Below are 13,408 nucleotides of genomic sequence, written 5' to 3'. Positions count from 1 at the left end.
CCGCGTCTCGAGCTCGCGATCGCCCGCGGCGCGCTCGGCGAAGGCTTCGCGGCGCCCGCGTCACGCGCGGCGGGTACGCTCGCCGCGCTCGCGGGCGGCGCCGACGTCGAACTGTACGAACTCGGCGAACCGGGCGCGGAGCCGCGTCTCGCGTCGGTCGGCCGCGCCGACGCCCCGCTGCTGCCGGGCGCGCAGCCGCTGCCTTTCGACGCGTTCGCGCGGCGCGCGCTGACCGAGCGCTTCGATCTGTGCCAGTTCGAATTCGAGTCGCAGCCGTGGCGCTTCGACCGCGCGACGGTGAAACGCCTGCGCGTGCCGATCGCGCTCGCCGCGGCGACGCTCGGCGTCGCGGTGATCGGGATGAACCTGCATTGGTGGAAGCTGTCGCGCGAGCGCGACGCGTTGTCCGCGCAGATCACCGAGACGCTGCTGTCCGCGTTCCCGAAGACGACGACGGTGCTCGATCCGCCCGCGCAGATGCAGCGCCAGCTCGACCAGCTGCGGCTCGCGGCGGGCGAGCTGTCGCCGAACGATTTCCTCGCGCTGTCGAGCGGACTGGCGCGTTCGATGGGCGCGCTGCCGCTGAACGGCATCGCGTCGCTCGATTATCACGACCGGCGGCTCGACGTCGGCTTCAAGCCGGAGGTCAAGGTCGACCCCGATTTCCCGCAGCGTCTCGCGCGCAACGGGCTGGCCGGCGAAGTCGACAGCAGCACCGGCAAATGGACGATCCGGAGCCGCTCATGAACACCGAACAACTGAACCAGGCGCTCGCCCAGTTCTGGGGCGAACGCACGCCGCGCGAGCGCACGCTGCTCGGCTGGGGCGGCGCCGTGCTGGCCGTCGCGATCGCGTACTCGGTGCTGTGGTCGCCGGCGCAGGAAGGCTGCGCGCGGATTCGCAACGAACTGCCGACGATGCGCCGCGAACTCGCGCAGATGACCGCGCAGGCCAACGAGGCGAAGTCGCTGACGGCCGCGGCGCAAGGCGTCGCACCGACCGGCCTCGCGCTGAAGGACGCACTCACCGCATCGTTGTCCGACCACGGGCTGCAGGGTGCGCAGGTGCAGGTCGTCGGCAACGGCGTGCAGATCCAGATGAAGAACGTGCCGTTCCCGGTGTGGACGCAGTGGCTCGACGACGCGCGCCGGCAGTTCAAGGTGCAGGTCGGCGAAGCGCACGTGACGGCCCTGAAGGAGGACGGCCAGGTCGACCTGACGGCCGTGATGCAACCGTCGACGCAGAAATGACGCAGTGGACGAAACCAGTGGCGGCCGGCCGATGAGGCCGGGAATCAGGCGGCTTGCCGCCGTGTTGCCGTGGGTGCTCGCCGGCGGGCTCGCGACGGCGGCAACGCTCGTCGCGCTCGCGCCGGCCGCGTGGATCGCGCCGCAGTTCGCGCGCGCGACCGGCGGCCACGTGAATCTCGTCGATCCGGACGGCTCGCTGTGGCACGGTTCGGGCACGCTGATGCTCGCGCCGGGCGCGGACCAGAGCGCGGCGACGCTGCTGCCGGGCCGCGTCGAATGGACGACGCGGTTCTGGCCGTTGCTGACGGGGCGCGTGCAGATGCGCATGCGGCAGACCGAAGCGATGCCCGACGCGGTCACGCTCGATGCAACGTGGCGCGGCGCGGCGCTGTCGGCGGGCTCGATGGCCGTGCCGGCGTCGCTGCTCGCGGGGCTCGGTACGCCGTTCAACACGCTCGACCTGCAGGGCGACGTGCGGCTCGGCTGGACCGACTGGCGGACGATCGGCCGCAATGCGTTCGGCCAGCTGACGGTGACGATCGATTCGATGAGTTCGCGCGTGTCGCGCGTGAAGCCGCTCGGCTCGTACCGTGCGGTGCTGCAGGCGAAGGGCACGGACGCCGATCTCGACCTGTCGACGACGCAAGGCCCGCTGTTCCTCGACGGGCACGGCAGCTTTGGCCCCGGACACGGATCGTTTCGCGGCACCGCGCATGCGGCGCCCGAGCAGCAGGCGAATCTCGCCGGGCTGCTGAACCTGCTCGGTCATCCGATCGGCAACAACCAGGTGTCGCTGATCTTCGGCGATGCGACGCGCTGATTGCGCGGTCGTTTCAACGACACGTGAACGTGCGATCGGCTGGAATGGTTTTTACTGAAATCGCTGCCGGCAGGGTTGAAATACGCTGGTTCGCCGATCGATTCGGATATCAAGACGCCGGGCAATGAAACGAAGGGCCGGCAAAGCCGGCCCATGCAACTTACTTGTCGCCGGTCGGCGTTTTCAGAACCCAGTACGGTTCGCCGTTCGGCGTGGGCGGCATGATGTTGTCGATACCGATGGAGCGTGTGTCATTCGGATTTCCAACGGGATGCCACGTACCGCCCTGCGGGCACTTCGATCCGATGTGTGCAATCATTTCGATTGTTTCCTTATTAATGGTTAATTCGCATCACGATGTCGATGCAGTGAATTCGTATGCTGCGTCATTAATAAGTTCAACGATTTTATTTTGAGATAATTGGAAAACGACAAAAATCAATTTTCATCGGCAATTTGTCGAATTTGATTATCTGATTTTAGTACTTGAACGAAAGATGTCATTTTCGCCGTTTATTCGCCAAGCGATCTGACATGCAGTCGTTCAATCGATCGCGATGTTCATTTCCGGGCGACCGGCGTGGCCGCCGCACTGCTCACGGACGCAGGCGCCGGCGCCGCCACGTCGCCCGTCTCGCGCGCCATGTCCGACGCATCCCAGCCGCCACCGAGCGCCTTCACGAGCCCGACCGACGACAGCATCCGCTGCCCGGCGATCGTCGCGAGCTTCTGCTGCGCGGTGAACGCGGTGGTCTGTGCGGTCAGCACGTTCAGGTACGCGACCGTGCCGGCCTTGTACTGGTTCGTGACGATCGCGAGCGAGTGCTGGGCGCTGTCGACGGCCTGCCGCTGCACGTCGATTTCCTGCGCAAGAATGCGCTGCGACGCCAGGTTGTCTTCCACGTCCTGGAACGCGTTGAGCACCGCGAGGCGGTACGCGGCGACATCCTGGTCGTAGGCCGCGCGTGCGGCATCGGTCTGCGCGGCGCGCAGGCCGGCATCGAACAGCGTCGCCGCGAGCTGCGGGCCGACCGTCCAGAACCGCGCGGGCAGCGTAAACAACTGCGACCACACGGAACTCTGGAAGCCGCCGCTCGCCGACAGCGTCAGTGTCGGGAAGAACGCGGAGATCGCGACGCCGATCTGCTCGTTCGCCGCAGCGGCCCGGCGCTCGGCGGCCGCGATGTCGGGCCGGCGCTCGAGCAGCGTGGACGGCACGTCGACCGGCGTGATCGGCGGCTCCGCCGTCAGCGGGTTCGGCGGCAGCGAGAACGCCGACGCCGGCTCGCCGATCAGCGTCGCGATCGCATGCTCGTACTGCGCGCGTGCGACGCCGTTGTCGATCGCCGCGGCCTGCGCGCTCTGCAGCTGCGTCTGCGCCTGGATCACGTCCGCGCGCGCGGCCACGCCCTGCGCGTACTGGTTCTGCGTGAGCTGCAGCGATTCGCCGTACGACTTCACCGTATCGTCGAGCAGCTTTTGCAGCGCATCGGACGTGCGCAGCTGGAAGTAGGTCTGCGCGAGCAGCGCCTGCTGCGACAGCCGCGCGTTCGCGAGATCGGCCGCGGCAGCCGCTTCGCCGGCGCGCTGCGCGCTCACGCTGCGGCTCACCTTGCCCCACAGGTCCGGCTCCCAGTTCGCATCGAGGCCGACGCTGTAGCTGTTGCTGATCGACGAACTGCTGCCGAAGCCCGACAGATTCGACGACGTGGACGTGCGGCCCGTGCGGGAGCGCGAGCCCGACGCGCTCAGGCCGACCGTCGGGAAGTACGCGGCGCGCGCCTCCGTGACGAGCGCGCGCGCCTGCCGGTACGCGGCGGCGGATTGCGCGATGGTCTGGTTCGATGCGTTGAGCTTGCCGATCAGTGCGTCGAGCTGCGGATCGTTGTAGACGGCCCACCACGGGCCGCGATCGGCACGGTCGGCGGGCTGCGCGACCTTCCAGCCGGCCGGCGCTTCCTTGAAGGCGGCGGGGATCGACGTGTCGGGCCGGTGATAGTCGGGCCCGACGGCGCAGCCGGCGAGCAGCACGGCCGTCGCAACGGCGACGGCGGCGCTCAGCGGGCGAAGGGCGCGCGGGAGGGAGGCGTACGGCATCGTGATGTTCCTGTCTGGGCGCGACGGCCGGCGATCGGCGTCGCACGGTGCGGTCATGCGGTGCGGTCGTTGGCCGCTGGCGGACAAATGGTAACTGACGGCGGGAAAGCCGCGCAGCCCCAAGGGTACGGTGCGCGGCCGCACGCATGTGTTACCGGCGCGGCCGGCCGGTTTACCGGTCGTTACCGCGCAGTTGCGGCCGCCGCACGAACGAAGCGCGGTATGCGCGGCGAACGGCGACCAGCCGCGCGCGTAGCCGTCGGTCGATCAGTCAGTCGGAATGGCGCGAACCGTGCGGCTTCAGGGGCAGCGCGCGGCCACGGGAACGGGAACAGGCTGGGCGGCGGACCGCCATGTCGACGGCTCCGTGGCCGCCGGCTGATTCGTACCGCGGGCGGCGCCCTTCGCGTTGCGCTGCCGGCGATGATCGAACCACGCGCACCCGAGCGCCGCGAGCGAGCCGCCAGGCACGACCAGCATCGTCACGTACAGCGCGATCTTCCAGCCGCGGTGCGGCCCGGAGAACACATGATGAGCGGTATCGGTCAGGTTGCGGCGCAGCGCGCCGGCGGCATTTTTCAGGAACAGCATCGCGGACATCCTCGGGCCCGGCAGCGCGGGCTAAGCGGTCAGAACATAGTCTCCGGCAGTGCAACAGGCACGTCGTAACTGGTTGACTGAAATAATATTGACTAAGCAATCATTTTTCAAGATACTGGGCGCGTTTTGACCTGAAACGCACTGTTGCTGCGCGCGCAATCGCATGAACGGCGGCCTCTACGATCCCGACACCATCGAGCTGGAAACGAGCCTCGGTTACTACCTGACCAAGGCCCGGCAGGCGCTCGTCGAACGGATGGACCGCGCGCTCGAGCCGCTCGATCTCACCGCGCAGCAGATCGGCGTGATCCTGCTGCTGTCGCGCGGCTATGCGCGCACCCCGTTCGAGCTGTCCCGCAAGATGTCGTACGACAGCGGCTCGATGACGCGGATGCTCGACCGGCTCGAACGCAAGGGTCTCGTCGCGCGCTCGCGCAGCGAACAAGATCGCCGCGTGATCGAGTTGACGCTGACCGAGCGCGGCGCCGATGCGGCCCGCGCGCTGCCGTCGTTGATCGCGACCGCGCTGAACGCGCAGCTCGCCGGCTTCTCGGCCGACGAACTGGCAACGCTCATCGGCCTGTTGCAGCGCTTCATCGCGAACGGGCCCGACGCCGGCTGCCCGAAGCCCGACGAACCTGACTGCTGAGCGCGAGGGCCCGATGTCTGGATTAAACGTCCGCTTATTTGTCTGTCTGGGCAGAAGATGACGAGACACACGCTCGATTCATTCCCTTATCCGTTCCACCCGGCCGGGCCGCGCGGTATCGCGCGCCCGCGCGTTGTGCCGGCGCGTTGCGCGCGCCGCATCTAGGAGAATCCGATGTCCGCCACCACGGCATCCGCCGCCTCCCCTGCCGCCGAACCCGCGCCGCTTTCCGGCGGGGCGCTCGCGCTGCTCACCGTCGGGCTCGCGCTCGGCACTTTCATGGAAGTGCTCGACACGTCGATCGCGAACGTCGCGGTGCCGACCATCTCGGGCAGCCTCGGCGTCGCGACGAGCGAAGGCACGTGGGTGATCTCGTCGTATTCGGTCGCGTCCGCGATCGCGGTGCCGCTGACCGGCTGGCTCGCGCGGCGGGTCGGCGAGGTGCGCCTGTTCACGCTGTCGGTGCTCGCGTTCACGATCGCGTCGGCGATGTGCGGGCTTGCGTCGAACTTCGAGACGCTGATTGCGTTCCGGCTGCTGCAGGGGCTGGTGTCGGGGCCGATGGTGCCGCTGTCGCAGACGATCCTGATGCGCAGCTATCCGCCGGCGAAGCGCGGGCTCGCGCTCGGGCTCTGGGCGATGACGGTGATCGTCGCGCCGATCTTCGGCCCGTTGCTCGGCGGCTGGATCAGCGACAACTACACGTGGCCGTGGATTTTCTATATCAATCTGCCGATCGGCGTGTTCTCGGCGACCTGCGCGTACTTCCTGCTGCGCGGCCGCGAGACGAAGACGACCAAACAGCGGATCGACGCGATCGGCCTCGCGCTGCTCGTGATCGGCGTGTCGTGCCTGCAGATGATGCTCGACCTCGGCAAGGACCGCGACTGGTTCAACTCGACCTTCATCGTCGCGCTCGCGCTGATCGCGGTCGTGTCGCTCGCGTTCATGCTCGTGTGGGAGGCGACCGAGAAGGAGCCGGTGGTCGACCTGACGCTCTTCAAAGACCGCAACTTCGCGCTCGGTGCGCTGATCATCTCGTTCGGCTTCATGGCGTTCTTCGGCTCGGTCGTGATCTTCCCGCTGTGGCTGCAGACGGTGATGGGCTATACGGCCGGCAAGGCCGGCCTCGCGACCGCGCCGGTCGGGCTGCTCGCGCTCGTGCTGTCGCCGCTGATCGGGCGCAACATGCACCGGCTCGACCTGCGGATGGTCGCGAGTTTCGCGTTCATCGTGTTCGCGATCGTGTCGGTGTGGAATTCGACGTTCACGCTCGACGTGCCGTTCAACCACGTGATCCTGCCGCGGCTCGTGCAGGGGATCGGCGTCGCGTGCTTCTTCGTGCCGATGACGACGATCACGCTGTCGAGCATCTCGGACGAGCGGCTCGCAAGCGCGTCGGGGCTGTCGAACTTCCTGCGCACGCTGTCCGGCGCGATCGGCACCGCGGCCAGCTCGACGTTCTGGGAGAACGACGCGATCTACCACCACGCGCGACTGTCGGAATCGGTGAGCATCTACGCGCAGAACACGACCGACTACCAGGGCGCGCTCGCGCAGCTCGGCATCGTCGGGCAGACGGCCAATGCGCAGTTGAACCAGCTCGTCACGCAGCAGGGCTTCATGATGGCGACCAACGACTTCTTCCACCTGTCGGCGGGCGTGTTCATCGCACTCGCGGCGCTCGTGTGGATCACGAAGCCGAAGAAGGGCGCGGGGCCGGCGATGGGGCATTGAGGATCCGACGGGCGGCCATCGCGGCCGCCCTTTTTGCTTCGCCGCCCGTTTCGACGCCTTGCGGGCCGGCCCTCACTCCCTCGCCCGCAATCCCCCGAACGCCAGATCGTCGCCCGACGCGATCGGCAGCGTCGCCCGCGCGACGTCGAGCCACGCCCGCGCCGCATGCGACAGATAGCCCTTCTTCAGCCAGCCGAGCGCGATCGCCCACGTGATCTCCGGCTCGACGATCGGCCGGCACGTGAACTGGCGCGCGTCGAGCCGCCGGCAATACGGCTCCGGCAGCAGCGCGATGCCGACGCCAGCGTGCACCAGCGCGGCCATGAAATCCCAATGCCCGCTGCGGCTCACGATCGACGGCGTGAAGCCGGCCTGCCGGCACGCATCGAGCACCGCGTCGTGCAGCGCGAGGCTCTCCGCGTAGAACACGAACGATTCGCGCGCGAGATCCGCGAGCGGCACGGCCGCGTGATCCTCCCAGCGCGACTCGCGCGGCGCGACGAGCCACAGCGGCGCGCGCACCATCGGCAGCCGGTCGAACGTACCCGGATCGACCGGCTCCAGCAGCCCGCCGAGTTCCAGCTCGCCGGACATCAGCGCCGCCTCGATCATCCGCGCGCCCTGCTCGAACAGCTTCAGCTCGATGTTCGGATAGCGCTGCTTGTACGCGGCGATGATCGGCGTGAACAGCGACCCGCCGAGCGGCGGAATCCCGATCGTCAGCTCGCCGCGGCCGAGCGTGCCGAGATCCTTCAGCTCCGACTGCAGCTGGGCCTGCGCGGCGAGCACGTCCTGACCGCGCTGGAACACGATCCGCCCGGCATCGGTCAGCACCATCTGCCGGCCGTCGCGCAGCAGCAGCGGCGAGCCGATCTCGTCCTCCAGCGCCTTCACCATCTTGCTGATGGTCGGCTGCGTGACGAACAGCCGGTCGGCCGCCGCCGTAAAGCTCTGCTGCCGGACCACCTCGACGAAGTACCGCAGCGCGCGCAATTCCATCGATGACTCCCCAGTTTGGTGCGGCAACGCGCACGAGAATTCCGGATTGGAATGACAAGGATAGAGACAAGTCATTTTATTTATGGTTAGGGGAAACCCTATACTTGGGACCATTGACAGCACTATCCGTATGGAGCCCGCCATGACCCACTCGACCCACGCCACCGCCGCCCGCCCCGCCGCTTCCGGCAACGTTGCGCGCACGGGCCGGATCGTGCTGCAGGCCACCGCGCTCGGCGTGCTGTGGATGGGCGTCGACTGGGCCGTGCGCGCGGTCGGCCTGCCGGTGCCGTCGGGCGTGATCGGCCTCGCGGTGCTGCTCGCGCTGCTGTTCTCGGGCCGCGTCGCGCCGGCGTGGGTCAAGGACGGCGCGAACTGGCTGTTGTCCGACATGCTGCTGTTCTTCGTGCCGGCCGCCGTCGCGGCCGTCCAGTACGGCGGGCTGTTCCGCGAGGACGGCTGGCGCATCGCGCTGGTGATGCTCGCCGGCACCGCGTTCGTGATGGTCGCGGTGGCCGTCGCGGTCGACCTCGCCGCGAAGCTCGAGCGCCGGCTCGCCGCGCAGCGCGTGTTCGCCGAGCGCCGCCGCGCGCGTCTCGCGACCGTATCCGCGCACTGAGCGGGAGCCTGCGATGCACGCGCTGCTGTCGAGCCTGTCCGCCGATCACGTGAACACCGCGATTTCCGTCGGCTGTTTCGTGCTGACGGTCGCGCTGTATTTCGCGTCGAAGCGGCTCTACGCGTACAGGAAGACGCTGCTGTTCTCGCCGCTCGTGTTCGTGCCGGGTGTGCTGGTGCTGCTCGTCTTGCTGACCGGCATCCCGTATTCGGTCTACTTCCGCGACACGCGCTGGCTGATGTGGCTGCTGGGCCCGGCGACGATCGCGTTCGCGGTGCCGATCTACGAGTATCGCGACCTGATCCGCCGGCACTGGCTGTCGCTGTCGGTCGGCGTCGCGGTCGGGATCGGCGCCGGCGTGTGCGGGTCGCTGCTGCTCGCGAAGCTGCTGCATCTGTCGCCGGAACTGCAGCGCTCGCTGATGACGCGCTCGGTGTCGACGCCGTTCGCGCTCGCCGTGTCCGACAAGATCCATGCGCCGAAGGACCTTACCGCGCTGTTCGTGATCGCGACCGGCATCTGCGGGATGCTGCTCGGTGAGATCGTGCTCGCGCTGGTGCCGATGCGCACGCGGCTCGCGCGCGGCGCGCTGTTCGGCGCCGCGGCCCATGGCGTGGGCACCGCGAAGGCACGCGAGATCGGCAACGAGGAAGGCGTCGTGTCGAGCCTCACGATGATGATCGCGGGCGTCGCGATGGTGCTGATCGCACCGCTGCTGTCGCTGCTGCCGATCTGACGCGATGCGGGCGGAGGCGCCGCCCGCCTCTCCGCCTTCACCGCATCACCGCCTGCTCCACGCTCCCGCCCCGCCAGACCGCTTCCCCCGCCGTCGCCCCCTGCATCGAGCCGACAGCCGCCCGACAATCGGCTGAGATAGCCGCAATTCCCCCCTCTTTTCCACCCATCGGCGGCGGCCCGGATGCCGAACAATGCATGCTACGAGACATCACGCACGCATTCACATGGCCTCCACGACCGCAAACCCGACCGCCGACAAGCCGGCTTCGTCCGGCAAGTTCAAGCGCATCGCGCTCATCGCCGTCATCGCGCTGGGCGCGGCCGCCGCCGCTGCCGGCGGCATGTACGTGTTCCTGAGCAAGGCGGGCGTCGGCCACGCGAGCGCGCCGGCCGAGCCGCCGCCGCTCGCCGCGCCGGTGTTCTTCCCGCTCGACCCGCTGACCGTGAACCTGCAGTCGGACGACGGCATGCAGCACTACCTGCGCGTCGGCCTGTCGCTGAAGCTCACCGACCCGAAGGCGCAGGAGCAGCTGACCGCGCGGATGCCCGAGATCCGCAGCCGGATCCTGCTCGCGCTGTCGAACAAGCATCCCGAGGATCTCGCGACGCCGGACGGCAAGCGTGCGCTGTCGACGGAACTGCGCACGCTGATCGAGCAGCCGACGCAGCCGGGCAACCAGCACGCGAAGGTCGACGCCGTGCTGTTCACCGAATTCGTCGTCCAGTAACGCGGCCGGACAAGGAGCGCGCATGGGCCACCAGGAGTTCATGTCCCAGGAGGAGGTCGATGCCCTCCTCAAGGGCGTCACCGGCGAAACCGACGCAGTCGACGAGCAGCGCGACACGTCGGGCGTCCGTCCCTACAACATCGCGACGCAGGAGCGGATCGTCCGCGGCCGGATGCCGGGCCTCGAGATCATCAACGACCGCTTCGCGCGCCTGTTGCGGATCGGCATCTTCAACTTCATGCGGCGCACGGCGGAAATTTCCGTGAGCCAGGTGAAGGTGCAGAAGTACAGCGAGTTCACCCGCAACCTGCCGATCCCGACGAACCTGAACCTCGTGCACGTGAAGCCGCTGCGCGGCACGTCGCTGTTCGTGTTCGACCCGAACCTCGTGTTCTTCGTCGTCGACAACCTGTTCGGCGGCGACGGGCGCTTCCACACGCGCGTCGAGGGCCGCGACTTCACGGCCACCGAGCAGCGGATCATCGGCAAGCTGCTGCACCTCGTGTTCGAGCACTACACGACCGCGTGGAAGAGCGTGCGGCCGCTGCAGTTCGAGTTCGTGCGCTCGGAGATGCACACGCAGTTCGCGAACGTCGCGACGCCGAACGAGATCGTGATCGTCACGCAGTTCTCGATCGAGTTCGGGCCGACGGGCGGCACGCTGCACATCTGCATGCCGTATTCGATGGTCGAGCCGATCCGCGACGTGCTCGCGTCGCCGATCCAGGGCGAGGCGCTGGAAGTCGACCGCCGCTGGGTGCGCGTGCTGTCGCAGCAGGTGCAGTCGGCCGAGGTCGAGTTGACCGCGGATCTCGCGGAAATCCCGTCGACGTTCGAACAGATCCTGAACCTGCGCGCGGGCGACGTGCTGCCGCTGGAGATCGAGGACACGATCACCGCGAAGGTCGACGGCGTGCCGGTGATGGAATGCGGCTACGGCATTTTCAATGGTCAATATGCGTTGCGCGTGCAGAAGATGATCAGCGCGAGCGACACGATGAAGGAAGGTGGATATGAGTGAGCTGAACCCGACGCCCGAACTCGACCCGCAGGCACTCGCCGACGCGGCGTTGGCGGAATCGCCCGCGGCCGCGCAGAAGGCGCCCGCCGCGGCCGACGAGGAGCTGAGCATGGACGACTGGGCCGCCGCGCTCGCCGAACAGAACCATCAGCCGGTGCCGGCCGGCGCGACCGGCGCGGGCGTGTTCCAGCCGCTGTCGAAGGCCGCGCCGAGTTCGACGCACAACGATATCGAGATGATTCTCGACATCCCGGTCAAGATGACCGTGGAACTCGGCCGCACGAAGATCGCGATCCGCAACCTGCTGCAGCTCGCGCAGGGCTCGGTCGTCGAGCTCGACGGCCTCGCCGGCGAGCCGATGGACGTGCTCGTGAACGGCTGCCTGATCGCGCAGGGCGAAGTCGTGGTCGTCAACGACAAGTTCGGCATCCGGCTGACCGACATCATCACGCCGGCCGAACGTATCCGGAAGCTGAATCGATGAAGGTTGCGAAGTCCGGCTGCGGCGCGCGCGTTGCGTCGAGCGCCGCAGCGGCAGCGGTAGCTGTCGCCGCGTCGCTCGCATGCGCGCCGGCCGGCGCCGCCGACATGAACGCGGTCAACCACGCCGGTTCGATCGCGTCGAGCGTGATGGTCGGCTCGGCCGCGCCGTCGCTCGGCATCGGCGCGGTGCTGCAGACGCTCGTCGGGCTCGCGGTCGTGATCGGCCTCGTGTTCGGCTGCGCGTGGCTCGCACGCCGCTTCGGGTTCCAGCCCGCGCGGCGCGGCGGCCCGCTGAAGGTCGTGTCGAGCGTCGGGCTCGGCGCGAAGGAAAGCGCGACGATCGTCGAGATCGGCGATACGTGGCTCGTGCTCGGCGTCGCGCCGGGCAACGTGCGGCTGCTGCATTCGCTGCCCGCCGGCTCGGTGCCCGCGGCGCTTCCGGCCGCGGGCGACGCCCCTGCCGGCGCCGTACCGGCCGAACCCGGCCAGCCCGGCTCGTTCGGCGCCCGGTTTCGCGACGCGCTCGCCGGCGAAGCCGCGAAGCGCTTCGGGCGCGGCAAGGACCGCTGACATGCCGCCGCGTCCCATTTCCGTCTCCGCATTCCGATGAAACACGAATTCCTGCGTCGCGCGGCGCGCTTCGCGCCCGTGCTGATCCTCGGCCTCGCTCCGGCGCTCGCGTGCGCGCAGGCGGCCGGCCTGCCCGCGTTCAACACGAGCCCGGGCCCGAACGGCGGCACCACCTATTCGCTGAGCGTGCAGACGATGCTGCTGCTCACGATGCTGTCGTTCCTGCCGGCGATGCTGCTGATGATGACGAGCTTCACGCGCATCATCATCGTGCTGTCGCTGCTGCGCCAGGCGCTCGGCACCGCGACGACGCCGCCGAACCAGGTGCTGGTCGGCCTCGCGATGTTCCTCACGTTCTTCGTGATGTCGCCGGTGCTCGACCGCGCGTACGCCGACGGCTACAAGCCGTTCTCCGACGGTTCGATGCCGATGGAGCAGGCCGTGCAGCGCGGCGTCGCGCCGTTCAAGACGTTCATGCTGAAGCAGACCCGCGAGACCGATCTCGCGCTGTTCGCGAAGATCTCGAAGGCCGCGCCGATGCAAGGCCCGGAAGACGTGCCGCTGTCGCTGCTGGTGCCCGCGTTCGTCACGAGCGAACTGAAGACCGGCTTCCAGATCGGCTTCACGATCTTCATCCCGTTCCTGATCATCGACATGGTCGTCGCGAGCGTACTGATGTCGATGGGGATGATGATGGTGTCGCCGTCGACGGTGTCGCTGCCGTTCAAGCTGATGCTGTTCGTGCTGGTCGACGGCTGGCAGCTGCTGATCGGCTCGCTCGCGCAGAGCTTCACGTAAGCGGAGGAAACGCGCGATGACGCCCGAACAGGTGATGACGCTGGCGCACCAGGCGATGATGGTCGGCCTGTTGCTGGCCGCCCCGCTGCTGCTGGTCGCGCTCGCGGTCGGCCTCGTCGTGAGCCTGTTCCAGGCCGCGACGCAGATCAACGAATCGACGCTGTCGTTCATCCCGAAGCTGCTCGCGGTGGCTGCGACGCTCGTGATCGCCGGCCCGTGGATGCTGACGACGATGCTCGACTACCTGCGGCAGACGCTGCTGCACGTCGCGACGCTCGGCGCCGGCTGAGCGGCCGCGC

At 68.2% G+C, this 13,408-nt stretch carries 17 protein-coding genes; 13 read left to right on the top strand and 4 right to left on the bottom strand.

Features of this window, described 5'->3' with window-relative positions; translation table 11 throughout:
• The 3 genes from gspL to BSE24067_RS29480 all read left to right on the top strand — a co-directional run.
• A partial coding sequence (gspL, locus tag BSE24067_RS29490) for a type II secretion system protein GspL (RefSeq protein ID WP_174904950.1) occupies positions 1–747 on the top strand: 747 nt, incomplete at its 5' end.
• Positions 744–1,250 carry a type II secretion system protein GspM gene (gene gspM / locus BSE24067_RS29485; protein WP_151066271.1) on the top strand — a complete coding sequence of 169 codons (507 nt, stop codon included), beginning with the start codon at positions 744–746 and terminating at the stop codon, positions 1,248–1,250. The genes gspL and gspM, both read left to right, overlap by 4 nt.
• A 31-nt stretch (positions 1,251–1,281) precedes the next feature.
• Positions 1,282–2,070 carry a type II secretion system protein N gene (locus BSE24067_RS29480; RefSeq protein ID WP_151066274.1) on the top strand — a complete coding sequence of 263 codons (789 nt, stop codon included), beginning with the start codon at positions 1,282–1,284 and terminating at the stop codon, positions 2,068–2,070.
• Between the two features lie 160 nt (positions 2,071–2,230).
• On the opposite strand, the gene BSE24067_RS29475 is transcribed toward BSE24067_RS29480, so the two are convergent.
• The 3 genes from BSE24067_RS29475 to BSE24067_RS29465 all read right to left on the bottom strand — a co-directional run bounded on the left by BSE24067_RS29475 (position 2,231) and on the right by BSE24067_RS29465 (position 4,758).
• The gene (locus BSE24067_RS29475) at positions 2,231–2,389 is read right to left on the bottom strand and encodes a hypothetical protein (RefSeq protein WP_170297517.1); all 159 of its coding nucleotides are present in this window, start codon (positions 2,387–2,389) and stop codon (positions 2,231–2,233) included.
• A gap of 242 nt (positions 2,390–2,631) precedes the next feature.
• A complete protein-coding gene (locus BSE24067_RS29470) occupies positions 2,632–4,167 on the bottom strand; it encodes an efflux transporter outer membrane subunit (protein WP_151066270.1) in 1,536 nt (511 codons plus the stop codon).
• Between the two features lie 300 nt (positions 4,168–4,467).
• The gene (locus tag BSE24067_RS29465) at positions 4,468–4,758 is read right to left on the bottom strand and encodes a multidrug ABC transporter ATPase (RefSeq protein WP_151066269.1); all 291 of its coding nucleotides are present in this window, start codon (positions 4,756–4,758) and stop codon (positions 4,468–4,470) included.
• Positions 4,759–4,930: 172 nt separating this feature from the next.
• Here BSE24067_RS29465 and BSE24067_RS29460 point away from each other — a divergent pair, with 172 nt between their 5' ends.
• Both BSE24067_RS29460 and BSE24067_RS29455 read left to right on the top strand, forming a co-directional pair.
• Positions 4,931–5,416: a MarR family winged helix-turn-helix transcriptional regulator gene (locus tag BSE24067_RS29460; protein WP_151066268.1), complete on the top strand. Its 486-nt coding sequence runs from the start codon at positions 4,931–4,933 to the stop codon at positions 5,414–5,416.
• Positions 5,417–5,590: 174 nt separating this feature from the next.
• Complete coding sequence (locus BSE24067_RS29455; RefSeq protein ID WP_151066267.1) at positions 5,591–7,153, top strand: DHA2 family efflux MFS transporter permease subunit; 1,563 nt, start codon at positions 5,591–5,593, stop codon at positions 7,151–7,153.
• A 72-nt stretch (positions 7,154–7,225) separates the two neighbouring features.
• Here BSE24067_RS29455 and BSE24067_RS29450 read toward each other — a convergent pair whose 3' ends face one another.
• Complete coding sequence (locus tag BSE24067_RS29450) at positions 7,226–8,152, bottom strand: LysR family transcriptional regulator (protein WP_151066266.1); 927 nt, start codon at positions 8,150–8,152, stop codon at positions 7,226–7,228.
• 142 nt (positions 8,153–8,294) lie between these two features.
• On the opposite strand from BSE24067_RS29450, the gene BSE24067_RS29445 reads away from it, so the two are divergent.
• The 8 genes from BSE24067_RS29445 to fliQ all read left to right on the top strand — a co-directional run bounded on the left by BSE24067_RS29445 (position 8,295) and on the right by fliQ (position 13,398).
• Positions 8,295–8,771, top strand: coding sequence for a CidA/LrgA family protein (locus BSE24067_RS29445; protein ID WP_151066265.1), 477 nt, complete (start codon positions 8,295–8,297; stop codon positions 8,769–8,771).
• Between the two features lie 13 nt (positions 8,772–8,784).
• Positions 8,785–9,507 (top strand): LrgB family protein, encoded by a 723-nt coding sequence (locus BSE24067_RS29440; protein WP_151066264.1) that lies wholly within the window; start codon positions 8,785–8,787, stop codon positions 9,505–9,507.
• A 193-nt stretch (positions 9,508–9,700) separates the two neighbouring features.
• Positions 9,701–10,237, top strand: a complete 537-nt coding sequence (gene fliL, locus BSE24067_RS29435) for a flagellar basal body-associated protein FliL (protein WP_151066263.1) — start codon at positions 9,701–9,703, stop codon at positions 10,235–10,237.
• Between the two features lie 22 nt (positions 10,238–10,259).
• Positions 10,260–11,258 carry a flagellar motor switch protein FliM gene (fliM, locus tag BSE24067_RS29430; RefSeq protein ID WP_151066262.1) on the top strand — a complete coding sequence of 333 codons (999 nt, stop codon included), beginning with the start codon at positions 10,260–10,262 and terminating at the stop codon, positions 11,256–11,258.
• Positions 11,251–11,742: a flagellar motor switch protein FliN gene (fliN, locus tag BSE24067_RS29425; RefSeq protein WP_151066261.1), complete on the top strand. Its 492-nt coding sequence runs from the start codon at positions 11,251–11,253 to the stop codon at positions 11,740–11,742. The genes fliM and fliN overlap by 8 nt, the downstream gene beginning before the upstream one ends.
• Positions 11,739–12,311: a flagellar biosynthetic protein FliO gene (gene fliO, locus BSE24067_RS29420; RefSeq protein ID WP_151066260.1), complete on the top strand. Its 573-nt coding sequence runs from the start codon at positions 11,739–11,741 to the stop codon at positions 12,309–12,311. The genes fliN and fliO overlap by 4 nt, the downstream gene beginning before the upstream one ends.
• Before the next feature lie 36 nt (positions 12,312–12,347).
• Entirely contained in the window at positions 12,348–13,109 is a 762-nt protein-coding gene (gene fliP / locus BSE24067_RS29415; protein ID WP_151066259.1) for a flagellar type III secretion system pore protein FliP, read from the top strand.
• 16 nt (positions 13,110–13,125) lie between these two features.
• Entirely contained in the window at positions 13,126–13,398 is a 273-nt protein-coding gene (gene fliQ, locus BSE24067_RS29410) for a flagellar biosynthesis protein FliQ (protein ID WP_006750427.1), read from the top strand.
• Positions 13,399–13,408 lie beyond the last annotated feature (10 nt).

The organism is Burkholderia latens (assembly GCF_902499045.1).
GTDB classification, from domain to species: Bacteria; Pseudomonadota; Gammaproteobacteria; order Burkholderiales; family Burkholderiaceae; genus Burkholderia; species Burkholderia latens.
This window is presented reverse-complemented; position numbering and strand designations above follow the sequence as displayed.